This window comes from Trichocoleus sp. FACHB-6, from assembly GCF_014695815.1.
Classification (GTDB): domain Bacteria; phylum Cyanobacteriota; class Cyanobacteriia; order Cyanobacteriales; family FACHB-T130; genus Funiculus; species Funiculus sociatus.
Genome location: NZ_JACJOY010000031.1, coordinates 50,390 through 66,873, shown reverse-complemented (window position 1 = coordinate 66,873; position 16,484 = coordinate 50,390). Strand labels below are relative to the sequence as shown.

The following is a 16,484-nucleotide window of genomic DNA, read 5'->3' as shown; positions in this document are numbered from 1 at the left end:
TAGGTCTTTAACTCTTACCCTAAACGTAGTGATTTAACACTTAGACTGGTCAACTAGGCTCTTTCAAGCCCCCCCTAGAGTCGGTACTCCGACTTAGCGGTGGGTAGTTGACGCCGATCAACACACTGATTTTGCTGCTGGACTATTTCTCACTCGCATTGAATGGCAATTAGAAGACTTTAATTTGCCGCGAGAGTATATTGCTCCAGCATTCAATGCGATCGCGCAACCTCTACAAGCTAAATGGCAGCTGCACTTTTCTGACACAGTGCCTAGAATTGCCATCTGGGTAAGCCGTCAAGATCATTGTCTATTTGACCTAATTTGGCGACATCGCGCCAAAGAATTCTCCGCCGAAATTCCGCTAATTATCAGCAACCATCCCGATTTAAAAGATGTAGCCGCTCAATTTGGCATCGACTATCATCACATTCCGATTACCAAAGGAACCAAATCCGAGCAAGAAGCTAAACAATTAAACTTATTAAAGCAATATAACATTAATTTGGTTTTACTGGCAAAATATATGCAAATTGTCAGCCCGGAATTTATCGCCAAATTTCCGCAAATCATCAACATTCATCACTCATTTTTACCTGCATTTGTAGGAGCCAATCCCTACCACAAAGCTTACGAACGCGGCGTCAAAATTATCGGTGCTACAGCACATTATGTCACCGCCGACTTAGATGCAGGCCCAATTATTGAGCAAGATGTTGTGCGAGTCAGTCACCGAGATGAGGTTGACGATCTAATTCGCAAAGGTAAAGATTTAGAGCGAGTCGTGTTAGCAAGAGCAGTGCGATCGCATTTACAAAACCGCGTATTAGTCTACGGCAATAAAACAGTAGTATTTGAGTAAATGCTGAGCAACCGATAAAAAACACGCACCCAATATGCAAGGGTGCGGATTATCAAAGCGCGATCGCAATCAATTGTAAAACTACTTAGCCGATTTGAATTTGCGCTTCAACACTGAACCAACGCCTAAAATACCAAAGGCTAAAACACTTAAAGCAGAAGTAGGTTCAGGAACTCCAACGCGGACATTATCAATGCCGATAAAAGCGGCACCATCATCATCGCTTCCAGACGCAACCAGCCGGAGTTCATCAAACTTCACGCCCGAAATTGAGAGCGTAGAATGCAGCAGGGGGCTAGTTTCAATCACCCCGAAATCAGCTAATGCTACTGAGTTACTTTGTACCAGGTTTCCATCTAAAAACGCCTCTAGAGTCAGAAGGTTATTTGAAGGAGAAAATAACTGACTGAAGACATCTAGACTTGCAGATGATTCCACTTTGCCCGTAGTAATCCGAGTTGAACCAAATCGCCCAAAGCTGGCTTCGGCTCCTTCTGCATAGCCACCAAAGGTGAGGTAATTGGAAGCTGAAAAGAAGTTCCCTAGATAATCTTTCGTAGTACCTTCTATAGAGAAAGTAGTTTCCTCCGGGGAAAGACCTGTATCTAAGTCAAAGAAAGTAAGTTCATCGTCAGTAATCGTTGTATTTGAAAACCCTTCTAAAAAACCATCAAACGTTGCCGTTGCCGCCAGTGTAGGAGAAGCAAATGCTACAGAAGAGACAATCCCAATCGCAGAGAGTCCAGCGTAGAAATGGGAGCTGATAGCGCTTTTGTTTTTGAGCATTGTGTATTTCCTCACGTCAGAAAAATTTGGTGAAATGTTGGTATTTGCAATACGCGCCGGATCGAACTAAACACGCATCGCGCCCGGTCGCCCGTTTTCAACGACAAACGAAGCTAGGGTGCTAATAGAAGCATTCGGGTCGAGAATGGTTGAGACTACGCGGAAATCGGTCTGCCAAGCGTTGCGCGTCAGATTGCAACGGACATAGCCCCGGTATTGCCCATCGAAGAACTTAGTATGGGGGTTTTCAGGCAATGCTGCTTGAACTGTGGCAATGGCTGCTGTTGGGAAATCAGAGGTGATGGACGTTCCCACAAACTCAGTAGCGACTGTTGGCGAGGCTGGGTTTTGGAAGTCGGTCTTCAAGTCGTGTACCCAACTCGAATGAATATCGCCAGTCAGCACAACTGGATTATTCGGCTTGCGGTCTTTGATAAAGCCAAGGATACGGTTGCGAGAAGCTACGTAGCCATCCCAAGCATCCAAGTTGAAAATTTCAGGTGATCCAGCAACAAAGTCATATTCCGCCATCATCACCTGCTGCGCGATGACATTCCAGCGAGTCTGCGACTTGGATAATCCTTGGAGTAGCCACTGCTCTTGCTCTCGACCCGTCATGGTGGCATCAGCAGCGAAAGCTTCAGCGCAACGGGGTTTAAATCCGTCGCCGCACGGCTGATCGCTGCGGTACTGACGGGTATCCAGCACATTGAACTCGGCTAAATCCCCAAAGGTCAAACGCCGATAAAGCCGCATATCCGCACCTTTTGGTAGGGCTGCGGCACGTAGCGGCATATGCTCGTAGTAAGCTTTGTAGGCGTTGGCTCTACGATTTACAAACGCCTGCGGACTTTGACCGTCTTCGGGTATCAAGTCAGCGTAGTCGTTTTCAACTTCGTGGTCATCCCAAGTGACAATCCAGGGAAACGCCGCATGAGCCTCCTGTAGGTTTGGATCGGTTTTATACAGTGCGTGGCGGTTGCGGTAGTCGCTAAGACTGACGATTTCCGGACTGTTATGTTGACGTGGCCCAATAGCTAGCGGCCCGTATTCGTAGATGTAATCCCCCAGGTGAACAACAAAGTTCAGGTTTTCCTCAGCCAAATGTTTGTAGGCTGTGTAGTAGCCGTTTTGCCAATCTTGACAGGAGGCGAAGGCAAAGTTTAGTTGGTTGATGGGAGTACCGAAGGCGGGTGCGGTGCGAGTCCTTCCAATGCGACTGACTTCGTTACCTGCTTTAAACTGATACCAATACCAGCGATCCGGCTGCAACCCCCCAACGACGACGCGAATCGAGTGACCCAGTTCTGGGGTAGTGATCGCAGTTCCCCGCAACACAACTTTACTCATGTTCTCGTCGGTGGCAATTTGCCACTGTACCGGGACATTCACCGATGGCATCCCGCCTCCATTAAGCGGATCGGGAGCTAACCGCGTCCACAGCACAACACTGTCTGGAAGCGGATCGCCGGAAGCTACACCAAGAGTAAACGGATAGCCGGAAAACCTCGGCTGGGCAACGACTCGACTAGAAAATTGAGTAGCGATCGCTAGTCCAGTCAATGCCCCACCACCAACCAACAAGCCCCGCCGTCTCAACCGAGTTGATAACAAACGCTCGAAATCAAAGCCATTCATAGAATACCTTTGCTACTTTTTTGCTAAAGAAAAAACTGACAAAAACGCAGGCTGTTGAGCATCAAAATTGCATAAAGCCATCGACAGTGCTTAAGTAGCAACCAACGTACAGACAAAACTAATCCCGCTACTATTGACAAACACGCTGATTTATGCAAATTGAATGCCCAACTGCTGAAGCGTGGAACCTAGACGCGCTTTACAACTCCTCGATCCGGTAACTCAAAGGAAGCTGCTGTGGTTATAGGTGTATTGGGGTCAGGTACCGTCGTTCTACCGGGCGCAGACTCAGGCAGCAGTCGGAAGTCAGTCCGCCAACGTTCGCGGTTGAGGTCGCAGCGGACGTAGCCACGCTGCCGACCGTTGAAATACTTGACCCACGGACTTTCTGGCAGAGCCGCCTCAATGCGATCGCTAGCACCGAAGCCAGAGGTGATGGAAGTACCCACGAATTCAGTACCCACGGTGGCAGAGTTGGGATTATTGAAATCCGCTTTCAGGTCGTTAACCCAGCTTGAGTGAGTGTCACCCGTGAGGACGACGGGATTGGATGGTTTGCGTTGTTCCAGGAAGTTGAGTACCCGGTTGCGGGGAGCCACATAACCGTCCCAAGCATCGACGTTGAAAACATCCTCCTCACCTGCTGTCCAGTCGTGCTGGGCAAAGACGACCTGTTGGGCAAGAACATTCCAGCGCGATCGCGAGCGATCTAAACCCTGGAATAGCCACTGCTCCTGCTTTTGACCTGTCATTGTGGCGTTTGGGTCAAAAGCTTCGGCACAGCGCGGCTTGATGCCGTCGCCACAAGGCTGATCGCTGCGATACTGACGGGTATCCAGTACGTTGAACTCGACTAAATCCCCAAAGCTCAGACGGCGGTACAGCTGCATATCAATCCCCTTAGGCATGGAAGATTGGCGCAGGGGCATATGTTCGTAGTACGCCTTGAAAGCGTTAGCGCGTCGAGCCAGAAATGCTTGCCGTGACTGTTTTTCAGGGTCTTGGGGTATCTCGTCTGCCCAGTTGTTATCTACTTCGTGATCGTCCCAAGTAAAAGTCCACGGAAAGGCAGCGTGAGCGGCTTGTAAATTTGGATCGGTTTTGTAAAGGGCATGGCGGTTGCGGTACTCTTCTAATGTCACCGGCTCCGGCCCATTGTGAGAACGGATTGCCTGCGGATTCCCTGCTCCCTCGTAGATGTAATCACCCAGATGCACAACCAGGTCGAGATCCTCTTCAGCCATGTGTTTATAGGCTGCGAAATAGCCAGCTTCCCAAAGCTGACACGAGGCGAAGGCAAAGCGGAATCGATCAACGCGAGAACCGAGAGCTGGAGCTGTGCGAGTCCGTCCTATCTGACTAACTTCCGAACCCGCTTTGAACTGATACCAGTACCATTGGGCAGGTTGGAGTCCACCGATAACCACCCGAATCGAGTGACCGAGTTCTGGAGTAGCGATCGCAGTTCCCCGCAACACCACTTTACTCATGTTCTCGTCGGTGGCAATTTGCCACTGCACCGGGACATTCACCGATGGCATCCCGCCTCCATTTAACGGCTCGGGAGCTAACCGCGTCCACAGCACAACGCTGTCGGGAAGCGGATCGCCGGAAGCTACACCAAGGCTGAAAGGATAGCCGGAAAACCTCGGCTGGGCTACTACTCGGCTAGAAAATTGAGTGGCGATCGCCAGTCCAGTCAGGCCACCCGCGCCAATCATAAACCCGCGCCGTCCCTTTCGGGTTGATAGCAAGCGCTCACAATCAAAACGATCCATAAACACCCCTCAAAATTGGTAATTGCTAATAATTTGTAGGTTGGGTTGAGGAACCTCACCTAACTTTTCGTGCTGGATTTGTTCCTCAACCCAGCCTACTAACTCAAATTTGTTCTCTTTTTTCTTCGCTGCAACAAACATCCCATGCCAAAAATTGCCAACAGCGTTAAACCGTTATTCCTTGGTTCAGGAACCGATTTCAAGCTGTTTTGACGCGGATTAAAGCTAGTAATATCAATGAGTAAAGGATTAGGGAAAGCATTTGCTATGTTTTCCCAACCCACAAACTTAAAGTTACTGCTGACATTCTCAAATTCTTGGTCTTCCTCATCAAAGAACAAGACTTCTGGATCGTTAGAACCATCTTGAGTGACGAACAAACCAAAGGGGAACTTAGACCCTAAAGGTACATTAATTACAGCAGCACCATCAGATTCTTGCACTGCATCAATATCCCCAAAAGCCCCTACACCAAAGCTACCCAGATAATCGTTACCGGCTGCACGGTTGTAAACAGCAAAGGTATTATCGCCTTGGCTAGAAGCCAGTAGATAACCTTTACCATCGCCGCCATAATATATAGTTAAACCCTCAACATCCGCCTCTAAATTGCTACCTTCTGGCTTAACTGCATCGATGAGAACGCCATTGCTGCTGGATGGTTCGGCTGAAAACTTCCAAATGCCCCTATTTTCTTGACCTACGTAGAGATAGCCCAACTCATTATCTGCTACCATACCTTCTACTTGGGCATCTTCTAATTCTCCTCCTTCGGGAATGGGAAGAGTGAGCGATCGCACGCTCTTAGCACTCACTTTACCTGAGCCATTGTCAAATAGTTCTAGCTGAGCAACATTACCCGTTTCTCTCTGGGAGACAAAGACGTAGTTTTTGTTAGAAAATGGGCTTACATACGAGGTTAGACCGTAAGCAGTGGTGCTACCGTTCGATGATTCTCCTACTGGGGTGAAGATGGTTCCCAGATCGGGTGCAGCGACGTTTTCTAAAAGGCGAGTTGTCGGGTCAATTTTGAAGATGGCGAGGATGTCATTAAGTCGGTCGGATGCGATCGCTAAGTCAACTGACTGACCACCGAGATTGAACCCATACAACAAATCGACGTTATTGTATCGCACATCGCCAGGTAGTATAGATTGCAGCAGCTTTCCCTCTAAGTTGTATACCCCCAGTCCCGCATTTTTGAGAGTTCCCAGAACCAAACTCAACGATGGATCGGTTGGGTGCAGCCAAATAGCCGGGTCATCCGCATCACCAGGCGGGTCTACAATCTCGTCTAGGACTTCCGGCGTTTCTACTATTGGACCCACCAAACTTACTGCCGCAGCCGCCCCTGTGTCCGATAATACACACAGAACTACTAAGCAGCTAGTTATGATAGGCGCGATCGCTCTCTCCCAATTGCCTTTCCCCATGCTTCTCCTCATCAAGACGCACCCCTCACTCAGCAATACATAGTGTTTTTACTGAGGGTTTTTCAGCTTAGGTTGATAACAATCCGTAAATCTACGGGTTGTTATCAACCTAAGCCTATGGTCAAGACATTAGGGGAAGGTTATCTGCGTGTAATGGGAGTAATAAGACGGGTCATCTTCACGAAAACTTCACAATCAAGCCGCTGATCCAGCACAAATATGAAGTTATCGCGATCGCGTCAATTTCCTCCTGTATAATTAGCAACGCTAGCTTCTAAGTAAAGAATGAAGCGTATATCGAAAAGAGCGATCGCACTTGCAAAATCGAGTGTTGGTGTACGGTAATACAACAGTAGTGTTTGAGTAAGCGACCGCGCTGTAGCATTGAAGATAACTAGAGAGCGATCGCATTCTAAGGATGCAAGGGTTTTACTATTGAGTTGGCGAAGGCTTAGGCGAAGCCATAAGCTTTTTAGTTTGCACAGCTTTAGGCGAAGATGTAACCTTTTCTGGAACAGTTAATCTCTCTAAATTACGTTCAATACCAGTAATGCGCGTAGCATCAAAGGCAATGGGAATTTTATTTAATTCAGCCATTTTCTTGTCTACATAATGAATAAAGCGATTCGTTTCTGTGGGACTAAACGCATCTGGTTTTGCCGGATCGCCACCAATAGTTCCACCAGTAGCTAAGTAGCTGCGTACCTCGTTTCTTAAAGAGATATGTTCCAGATATAAATCCCGACTTGCTGCGCTACTTTCATCATGCTTAAAAATTCCCGGTAAATCTCCGAAATAAATTACAGCACTGGATGTGACAATGAAGACATTTATTAAAGCATTATTAGCTTTCTCCCATCCCAATTTACTAATAAAAAACAAACAAATTCCAGCCACTAAAGCAGAAGCTGATGTTAGGGAAATTGACATATAGTAGTGCTTGTAGAAAAAGACCATCATCGCCGAATATCGATTAATTCGTGACTGAATTTCATTAAGTTGTTCGGCTAGTCTTGCTCTGTCAGATGGGCCGGGTTTTAAACCATTATCAACTGGGCTAAGTTCTTTTTGAGGACTTAGCCAATTATTTGCTGTTTTATCTGCATACCATTCCAGCGAAAAGTAACCAAGTCCAATTAAGATTAGCAAACCGTTTGTAATTAAAAAATGTCCTAAAAGAGTTGGTTGTTGATTCCGTCTTCCCGTAAATGAATTCCAGAAAAATTGGCGAAATCCGCTCCTATTTTGAGGGACATTTATTGTGCTAGTTTAAATAGGTGAGTTTGTCTCTACGTTGAGATTTTCGGAATTGTCTGCTGATGCCATTTTTTTTACCTTGTGCAATATAAAAAGTTCTAAAGAACGGATGCGATCGCATCCCTGATTTTTTGCCACTTAAGGAGATGTAGGGTTGGGGTTATCTGATGGTTTTGGATTCGGAGGGGGTTGGAGGTTGGTGTCGTCTGGTGGTGAATTTAAACAGGTCGTCTTCTCCAAAACTTCTAGAGGTGATGCCCCCACAATTTGCTGAGATAACTCAGGAGAAGACGGGGCGTTAGCAGCTTCACTTACCGCTACAGTCAAAATTCTCTTGCCTACTTCACTCGTTAGCCACCTCGCTCCTCCGAGGCCAATAATGACTGCACCAGCAACTTCTGAAAGTCTTAAGTAAGACACCTGTGCAGGCACTTCGTTTCCAGACGTCCGTCCAAGTACAATATTCGTAGCAGACGGTCCATATACTCCCCAAGAGATAAAACCTGCAATAGCGCCAGTCAAAATATTCCCTACAGCTCCTGGAAGGAAAATGTGTTTGCCATTGACTTCCTTTTTACCAGGCAAGATAAACCCGTTATCGCTGATGAGAGCATTGAATGCGCCACCTATTGCTCCAGCAACAGTAACAGTCAGCATAAGTTGCCACATAGGTACAGATTGTGGATTATTATTCCCGTTGACGTTAGCTACGGCGCTGGTCGTAGAGGGGATCGTAGAAGGTGCTTTGTCGCTAACTTGGGCAATTCTAAGCGATGACGAGGAATTGGTAACTAGCAACGTTGAAGAAGTAGAGTTACCAGGAGTAGCGACAGTAGGACTAACTAGACTAATAGCCCAAACTGTACTAGAAGCCGTAAGAATCATTAAAGGTTTCAACATGATGAGATTACTCGATTAATCTGATTTGATTGGTAAAGGATTTGGAGCAAGTCATTTTTATAAGGACAGTGCTGTTTGTACTTACAGAATCAAGTGTTGGTCTAGGAAAATTGGATGGTGATATTCGATTACTCGATCGCACTTTCACTATTCCTGCTATTCAGTAGACTTCTTGGAAAAAGTCACATAAATCTATGTCTGTGTAAGACTTATCACCCTTGTCTTTGAGATTTATGCAAAAAGTCTGGTGTTATGGTGATGGCTAGTGCGATCGTGCCTTGCCTGTTTGGGGAGGCGATCGCATCTTTATTAGCGCGATCGCCACGCAAGCTTTTAAGGAAATTCGTTCTAGAAAGGTGGGCAGCGATCGCCCTACTAGCTAGGCTGGAAATTGCCTTACCAAATCATCTCCGGGAATGATTGTTGTTACGAATCTGTAGCCCTTATTGAGTTGGTAACGCTTATCTTGCTTAATCAATGCCATGAAATCTCTGTGACCTTGCCGGGTGCGTCCCACAAGACAGCCAGCACCAGCCATACCAATGTTATTGCGAGGCAAGTCATAACCCCAGTGCTGGTTGATGTGAAACATACCTGTGTCTAAAAAGTCGCCCGAACGAATAAAGTCTTTGTTTTTGTCTCGATAAACAGAGACGGGTGACACCTGCTCCAAAGCTTCGTGTGGCTCAGCACCACTACCCCAATGAGTACCGACTTTCCAAGCTTTATACTGCCCAAAAGCAATCCGAGCCGCTCCGAATTCTTTGGCTCGTCCTTTCATTGGATTCAGGGTGTAAGCAGTACCAGGTTCTGTGGTGCCTTCCCAGTTCTGCCTGAGAATGGGTACTTGATTCGGAATTTCAATTACCATGCGGCGATCGTTGAAATGGTTAGGAGCATCGCTACTTAGGCTACCGTCCGCATCCATGCCCTCAACATAAACAATGTTGTACCTTTGCGGTCCCACGGAAACGCGGTAGTTCATTTTCAACATATAGCGGATGATGCGGGCTTCCAAATTATTTTTGGTTAGATCCACTTCAGGCTTGGGGACGACTGAGGGAGGAGTTTCAATCAATAGCCTGGCTGTTACTAACCCAAGAAACCCTCTTTCCTCCGCCACTGCTGGCTCAGACGTCTTCATTACATCCTGAAACTCAACCAGAGCGTCAGAGGAAATTGGACCAAACTTGCCATCAACAGGCGGATCGAGAAACTTAAGCCAAATCAGAACTTCTTGAATATGTGTGGCTAATTCTTCGTCAGAAGCGATCGCTTCAATGCCATAGTCCACACTCTGGTTATTTAGTCTGGCATTGTAGAAAGTTTGCAAACGCATGGCTCTAAACCTCCAAAAGAATAGGTGATATGAGTGCTAAAAAAAGACAGTCAGCAAAGGTTGAATTTCTAATCAAAGCTCTACGGTGAACGCCTTAGTCGATCGCAAAGCTTGTACTTAAGGCGGAAGGAATATCCAAAAACCACTGCGCTATTTCTGTTGAGTTTTATTCCTGAAAATGGCTAAGCGATTTTTGGACTAGGTTCTTAGGACTGTTCAAAGGATGGGTGCTGCAACAGGAGTTGTCGATGCTGGCTGTGAAGACCCGCTCAATGGAGTCCAACCTGGTAGCTTCTTGTGTGCATCCAGTGCCGCCCAAGTCAGCGGTCCCACATCACCATCGTCATTCAGCCCCACGCTTCTTTGAAACTTCATGATGATGCGCTCTGTTGTCGAGTCAAAATTGTTATTAACACTGAGGGGTCCAAATCCACAGCCATTAACTGTGTGTTGAGCAACACCCACCCAAAATCCTTTGTCACCGACACGGAGGATCGGTCTTTGCCCATTTGTCAGTGCAGGTACAGTAGGTTGTAATGTATCGAAGCTGATATGTCCGAGTTGTTCGATTCGCTTGAGGATGGCAGCGACTCCTACCTGTGCAGAACCTGCATTCGGGTCGAAGCGACCATCTGCGGTGAACTTGCCTTTAGTCCAGTGATTAGTCTTAGACCAGAGATAAGGCGAACGTCGCGGCGGTGTCGAGTTGCGCCCGGCACCTGTCTGATAACCCCAGCCGTTGTATCTCTCGCAGTACCAGAGGATTTCTTCTGGAGTATCTAAAAAATTCACCTGATCTGTGCGTTTCATTGCCAAAGCATCAGCAGCCGACTCTTCCCAGGTAAAGGGAGCAGTCCCTGAAATCGGTCTTCCGGCTGGAACGTTCTTGGTTCTAGCGCTGAGAGAATCGCCGTTGTGGAGATGCCCGTTAAAGGAAAGCGAAGCTTCAAGATTATGAATAGCAGCAATAACGGGCCACCACACGCCACTCTCGCGCTGCGCCTGTTCGTACCGACCTCGGTTGGACATAATCTTGGAAACAACTGCATCAGTAGCGTTTAAATCGGTTATCTTGACCGTGCGCCAAAGTTGCTGATAAATGTCTTTTATTTCTGCAAATAGCATTGTCTTTCTTTTTAGGTGGCTAAGGTTTTCGTTTGTGCATAAGCCCAAGTTAAGCTTTCTGTACTAAGCTTGACAGTCGGAAAATGTCATGAGATTTGTCAGCTTAATGTCAGATCAATGTCATAAAGAGGACAGGATAAATACTGACAATTCGCTGACAAAAAGCCACAATAGATTTTTTAGAGAAACTTTCAAGCTTTTGCACGTAATCATTGAGCGGGTGTTTGAAGCTAGAAATTTAGCTATCTCAATCGGGCAATGCAACTACTACCCGCTGTTCGTCGAATTTAAAATCGCTCACATTTACTTCTGAGGCAAGTTTTAATAAATGACTGTTGAAGAAGCGCTAGAGATTGTAGAGAGCGTTCTAGCTCAAGGACGCTTAAATAAAGTTCAAAAAATTGTGTTTGAGGAATCTTGGAAAGGAGAGTCTTACGAGGAGATTGCAAAAAACTTTGATTACGACGCAGGTTACGTCAGAGATACAGGTTCTAAATTGTGGAAGTTACTCTCAGAGCCATTTGGAGAGAGGGTGACAAAAAATAATTTTCAGTTAGTCTTGAAGCGGTATTCGCCCTGCGCTTCTCAAAAGTTGCAGCAGATACCAGAAGTGGTGCCTAATCAAATGGCTACTGAAAGAGTGATCGCTCACAAACGTCAAGATTGGGGAGAGGCGGTTGACGTATCGCTTTTCTATGGGCGCACAGAAGAACTTGCCACGCTACAACAGTGGATCGTGAGCGATCGCTGTCGTCTGGTAGCCTTACTGGGCATGGGTGGAATTGGAAAAACTGCTTTGTCTGTAAAGCTGGCAGAACAGATTCAGGATAATTTTGAGTATGTTATATGGCGATCGTTACGTAATGCGCCACCTATTCAAGATACTCTGGCAGACATTATCAAATTCCTATCCAACCAACAAGAAACTGATTTACCAGAAACCGTAGACGGTAGAATATCGCGACTGATTGAGTATTTACGCTCATCGCGCTGTCTGCTGGTACTGGATAATGTTGAGTCGATTTTACGTGAGGGCGATCGCACTGGGCATTATCGAGAGGAATATGAGGGGTATGGACAGCTGCTGAGGTGTGTAGCAGAAACACATCATCATAGCTGCTTGGTGCTAACCAGCCGGGAAAAACCTAGAGGCTTTGCATCTAAGGAAGGTAAGACATTACCAGTGCGTTCAATACAATTGGCTGGTTTACAAGAAATAGAGGCACAAAAAATCTTTCAGGCAAAAGGTTTATTTGGGCCAGAGTTACAAGGTCAATTACTAATTGATCACTATCGAGGCAATCCCTTAGCCTTAAAGATAGTTGCTACCAGTATTCTAGAATTATTTGAGGGTAATATTACTCAATTTTTAGAACAAGGTACGGGTGTTTTTGGAGATATTTGGGATTTACTAGAACAACAATTTGAACGCTTATCTAGTTTAGAAAAGCAGATTATGTACTGGCTAGCAATCAATCGAGAGTGGGTTTCGCTGCCAGAAGTGCGAGAAGACATTGTACCACCTGTATCGCAGCGACAACTATTAGCAGTGCTGGAGTCGTTAAATGAGCGATCGCTGATTGAAAAAAAATCAGCAAGTTTTACGCAACAGCCTGTGGTTATGGAATATATAACTAACCGTTTGCTAGAGCAGGTTTACGAAGAAATTACGACTAAAAAAATAAAATTATTCAATAGCTATGCTCTAATTAAAGCTCAGGCAAAAGACTACATTAGAGAAGCTCAGTTACACTTCATAGTTCAACCACTGCTAGATAGGTTAACGGCTATCTTTCGGTACAAAAACAAGATTGTAGATTGTTTATCTAAAACTTTATTCACATTGCGAGATATGCCTATAGAACCAGGATATGTAGGGGGCAATCTTCTCAATCTGCTTTGTCAACTACAGACAGATTTAAGTGGTTATGATTTTTCCTATCTAACTGTTTGGCAAGCTTATCTGAGAAATGTAAATTTACATCATGTTAATTTCCAGAATGCCGATCTAGCTAAGTCGGTTTTTACTGAAACCTTCGGCAGTATTTTGTCAGTTGCTTTTAGTCCAAATGGAAAAATTTTAGCTACAGCAGGCGAAGTTGGTGAAATTCAGTTGTGGCAAGTGGCGGATATGAAGCCACTTTTGACCTTGAAAAGCCACCTGCGTTGGATACTGTCTATCGCCTTCAGTCCAGATGGTAAAACCTTAGCAAGTTCCAGTGACGATCGCACGATAAAACTCTGGGATGTATCTGATGGTAAGTGCCTAAAAACTTTGCACGGACATACCAGTTGGGTATGGTCAGTTGCTTTTAGCCCCGATGGTAAAACTTTAGCTAGTGCCAGCGATGACTGCACGATAAAACTATGGGATGTCCGCACGGGTGAAGCCATAAAAATATTGCAGGGACACGCTAATTTAGTGCGTTCAATTAGCTTCAGTTGTGATGGTGACACGCTTGTTACTGGCAGTAACGACTGTACTGTAAAGTTATGGGATGTCAGTACGGGTCAAGTTTTGAGAACTTTGGAGGGACACAGTTATTGGGTACAGTCAGTTGCGTTTAGTCCTGATAGTTGCATTGTAGCTAGCGGTAGCGATGACTGCACTGTAAAGTTGTGGGATGTCACTACAGGTCAACTTTTGAGAACTTTGCAAGGACACGATCATTTGATACAGTCAATTGCTTTCAGCCCTCAAGGTACGATATTAGCCAGTAGCAGTAATGACCAGACGGTGAAGTTGTGGGATGTTACTACTGGGCAATGTCTGAAAACTTTGCAAGGACACGCTAGTCAAGTATGGTCAGTTGCTTTCAGTTCCAATGGTAATACATTAGTTAGTGGCAGTGACGACCGCAGAGTGAAGTTATGGGATGTCCACACAGGTAAAGCTTTGAGAACTTTGTGGGGGTACACTAACCGAGTCCGATCGGTTGCTTTCAGTCCCGATGGTCGCGCCTTAGCTAGTGGCAGCGGTGACTACACTGTGAGGTTGTGGGAGGGTTCTGAGGGTAGGTGTCTGAAAATGCAAGGACATACTAATTGGGTGTTGTCAGTCGCTTTCAGTCTCAATGGTAAGCTGTTGGCGAGTGGTAGTTGCGATCGCACTCTCAAATTGTGGGACACCTCAAATGGTAAGTGCCTGAAAACTTTGCAGGGGTTTAGTAATTGGGTACTGTCACTCGCCTTTAGTCCAGATAATCGCATCCTGGCTAGTAGTAGCGATCGCACTGTATGGTTATGGGATGTCTCGAACGGTAGATGCATCAAGACTTTGCAGGGGTTTGTCAACTGGGTTTGGTCAGTCGCGTTCGATCCTGAAGGTAAAATCTTGGCCACTGGCAGTGGTGACAAAATTGTTAGGTTGTGGGATGTTAGTAGCGGTGAGTGTCTTAAAACTTTGCCGGGACATAACAGCGGAGTTTGGTCAGTTGCCTTCAGTCCTGATGGTCAAATTTTAGCCAGTGGTAGCGATGATCATACTGTTAGATTGTGGGATGTTAGTAGCGGTGAGTGTCTTAAAACTTTGCCGGGACATAACAGCGGAGTTTGGTCAGTTGCCTTCAGTCCCGATGGTCAAATTCTAGCTAGTGGTAGCGATGACCATACTGTTAGATTGTGGGATGTTAATAGCGGTGAGTGTCTCAAAACTTTGCCGGGGCATAATAATGGAGTTTGGTCAGTTGTTTTCAATCCTCAAGGTAAGACCTTGGCTAGTGGTAGTCAAGACGAAACGATTAAGCTTTGGGATATAAAATTGGGCGAGTGTCTGGAGACGCTGGAAGCGCCCAAACCCTACGAAGGTATGAATATTACGGGCGCTACAGGTTTAACGGAAGCTCAAAAAGACACGTTGAAAGCTTTAGGGGCAGTCGAGTTGGAATAATAGTATTCGACTTCAAATCGAATAATAGACGCGATCGCCTCCTCCCGTAATTATGCGATCGCATCTTCCTTTCTTTATTCTTTAAGTTTTACGCCGTTACTGCCTCGTCTTCTGCTGCATCTCTGACTTTGAAATACCAGTAAAGGTTAGCAACAGCTAAATTTGAAGCTTTCTGTAAATTTGAGGTCACTAAAGTTTTGTAACCTGCGATCGCAGCTTGCTGACTAATATAAGATTCTGGCTCTCGACGTAATTCAGGCTTCATCATAAATTGAAGCTGATTGCAAAGGGATACGAAATGAGACTTTTGCTTTAAATTTTCATACATTAATTCTTCTGGAGGGACTGCCAAAGCGGTTGTATCTGTATTAACTATGTCTGAATTGCTAAAATCAGCGTTTTGGAGTAGTTTTAGCTCTGATGGAGGGAGACTTCGCATCCAATCAACATGATTTTGCCAGGATTCGAGTACAGCCAGATCGTGATCGTGAATGCGGGTGATTTCAGGAAAGAGAAAATCAAGCTCATCCTCAGTTTCACAGTTATCAATAACATTCAGGGAATCTTGACTGATTTTGTCTTGAAGGTGCAACAGGCGATCGCTTACAGCGGAAGGCTCATTTTGCACCTGATAGGTGCTAACAATTGCTTGCTCAATTGCCCAGGTACATTCCAACCTGCGGAGCTGTCCAGCGGAACAAGTTGCTTCCAACAGCTCACCGTTGTCATAATCAGCTAAAGCCTGAAATAACATTCCTCTAGCACCATCAATTTCAGCATTTCTGCGATTTGCATCTTGTATTTGCATTGCAGAGCGAAGACGCTGAAGTGCCTGAGTAAATAGCCCGTAAGCTCGAATTAAAATCGTGCGATGGTTCCTGAATTCAACATCCTGAGCAACCTGCTCAATCAATTCTTGAATTTCTGCACCTTGGTCTTTTAAAGCTTGTTTTAAGTCAATAAAACCTTCTTTGACTTCCAGCCTTAGTTGTCCTACTTCTTTTCTCAGTTTCATTGTCTGGTGCAGGTTCACTGCTGCCAATGCCCCCACAGCTACAGTTCCAACCCCAATAAAGGCTGTAGTTGCTTGCAGCACTCCTAAGCTTGTCTGGATACTTTGCAGTCCAGCTTGGACAGCTTGAAATCCCCTGTGCGTTTGATACATTTGCGCCCCACTTGTAATCAACTGCAAAGGGCTTACAAGCGGCAATAGAGGGCTATTTTGGGCTACAGTACCGATGGCATGGGCGACAAACTGCCCGGTAGTTGCATCTCTAACCATGCCTATTGGGACTCCTGCTGATGTAAAGACTTGCACATATTTACCAGCCTCAATAGCAGCCTGAATTGCAGGAGCAAATTGAAAATACATATTTCTACGTTGTTATTAGCTAATGTTTTTGAGCCTAGCCTGTCTTACTCAGCGAAGATAACCGTATTTCCACGGAGTTAGTTTCTGCTGAATCTGGGAATACTA

11 protein-coding genes and 1 pseudogene are annotated in these 16,484 nt (G+C 45.7%); 2 read left to right on the top strand and 10 right to left on the bottom strand.

Annotated features, from left to right (window positions below; all coding sequences use genetic code 11):
- Positions 1-103: 103 nt before the first annotated feature.
- A pseudogene (gene purU / locus H6F66_RS06865) lies at positions 104-862 on the top strand (formyltetrahydrofolate deformylase); the annotation flags it as partial.
- An 81-nt stretch (positions 863-943) separates the two neighbouring features.
- Here the strand turns inward: purU and H6F66_RS06860 are convergent.
- From H6F66_RS06860 to H6F66_RS06820, 9 genes are all read right to left on the bottom strand, one after another.
- The gene (locus H6F66_RS06860) at positions 944-1,648 is read right to left on the bottom strand and encodes a hypothetical protein (protein WP_190419573.1); all 705 of its coding nucleotides are present in this window, start codon (positions 1,646-1,648) and stop codon (positions 944-946) included.
- A gap of 66 nt (positions 1,649-1,714) precedes the next feature.
- Positions 1,715-3,286, bottom strand: a complete 1,572-nt coding sequence (locus H6F66_RS06855; RefSeq protein ID WP_190419571.1) for an alkaline phosphatase — start codon at positions 3,284-3,286, stop codon at positions 1,715-1,717.
- A gap of 188 nt (positions 3,287-3,474) precedes the next feature.
- Positions 3,475-5,064 carry an alkaline phosphatase gene (locus tag H6F66_RS06850; protein ID WP_190419569.1) on the bottom strand — a complete coding sequence of 530 codons (1,590 nt, stop codon included), beginning with the start codon at positions 5,062-5,064 and terminating at the stop codon, positions 3,475-3,477.
- Between the two features lie 98 nt (positions 5,065-5,162).
- A complete protein-coding gene (locus tag H6F66_RS06845) occupies positions 5,163-6,509 on the bottom strand; it encodes a phytase (protein ID WP_190419567.1) in 1,347 nt (448 codons plus the stop codon).
- A gap of 420 nt (positions 6,510-6,929) precedes the next feature.
- Positions 6,930-7,646, bottom strand: a complete 717-nt coding sequence (locus tag H6F66_RS06840) for a hypothetical protein (RefSeq protein ID WP_190419565.1) — start codon at positions 7,644-7,646, stop codon at positions 6,930-6,932.
- Between the two features lie 120 nt (positions 7,647-7,766).
- Positions 7,767-7,892 (bottom strand): hypothetical protein, encoded by a 126-nt coding sequence (locus H6F66_RS28805; protein ID WP_277873871.1) that lies wholly within the window; start codon positions 7,890-7,892, stop codon positions 7,767-7,769.
- Complete coding sequence (locus tag H6F66_RS06835; protein WP_190419563.1) at positions 7,893-8,654, bottom strand: hypothetical protein; 762 nt, start codon at positions 8,652-8,654, stop codon at positions 7,893-7,895.
- Between the two features lie 379 nt (positions 8,655-9,033).
- A complete protein-coding gene (locus H6F66_RS06825; protein ID WP_190419559.1) occupies positions 9,034-9,993 on the bottom strand; it encodes a peptidoglycan-binding domain-containing protein in 960 nt (319 codons plus the stop codon).
- A 216-nt stretch (positions 9,994-10,209) separates the two neighbouring features.
- Positions 10,210-11,118: a peptidoglycan-binding protein gene (locus tag H6F66_RS06820; RefSeq protein WP_190419557.1), complete on the bottom strand. Its 909-nt coding sequence runs from the start codon at positions 11,116-11,118 to the stop codon at positions 10,210-10,212.
- A 328-nt stretch (positions 11,119-11,446) separates the two neighbouring features.
- Here H6F66_RS06820 and H6F66_RS06815 point away from each other — a divergent pair, with 328 nt between their 5' ends.
- Positions 11,447-15,007, top strand: coding sequence for an NB-ARC domain-containing protein (locus tag H6F66_RS06815; RefSeq protein ID WP_190419555.1), 3,561 nt, complete (start codon positions 11,447-11,449; stop codon positions 15,005-15,007).
- 88 nt (positions 15,008-15,095) lie between these two features.
- On the opposite strand, the gene H6F66_RS06810 is transcribed toward H6F66_RS06815, so the two are convergent.
- Complete coding sequence (locus H6F66_RS06810) at positions 15,096-16,379, bottom strand: hypothetical protein (protein ID WP_190419553.1); 1,284 nt, start codon at positions 16,377-16,379, stop codon at positions 15,096-15,098.
- Between the last annotated feature and the right edge of the window lie 105 nt (positions 16,380-16,484).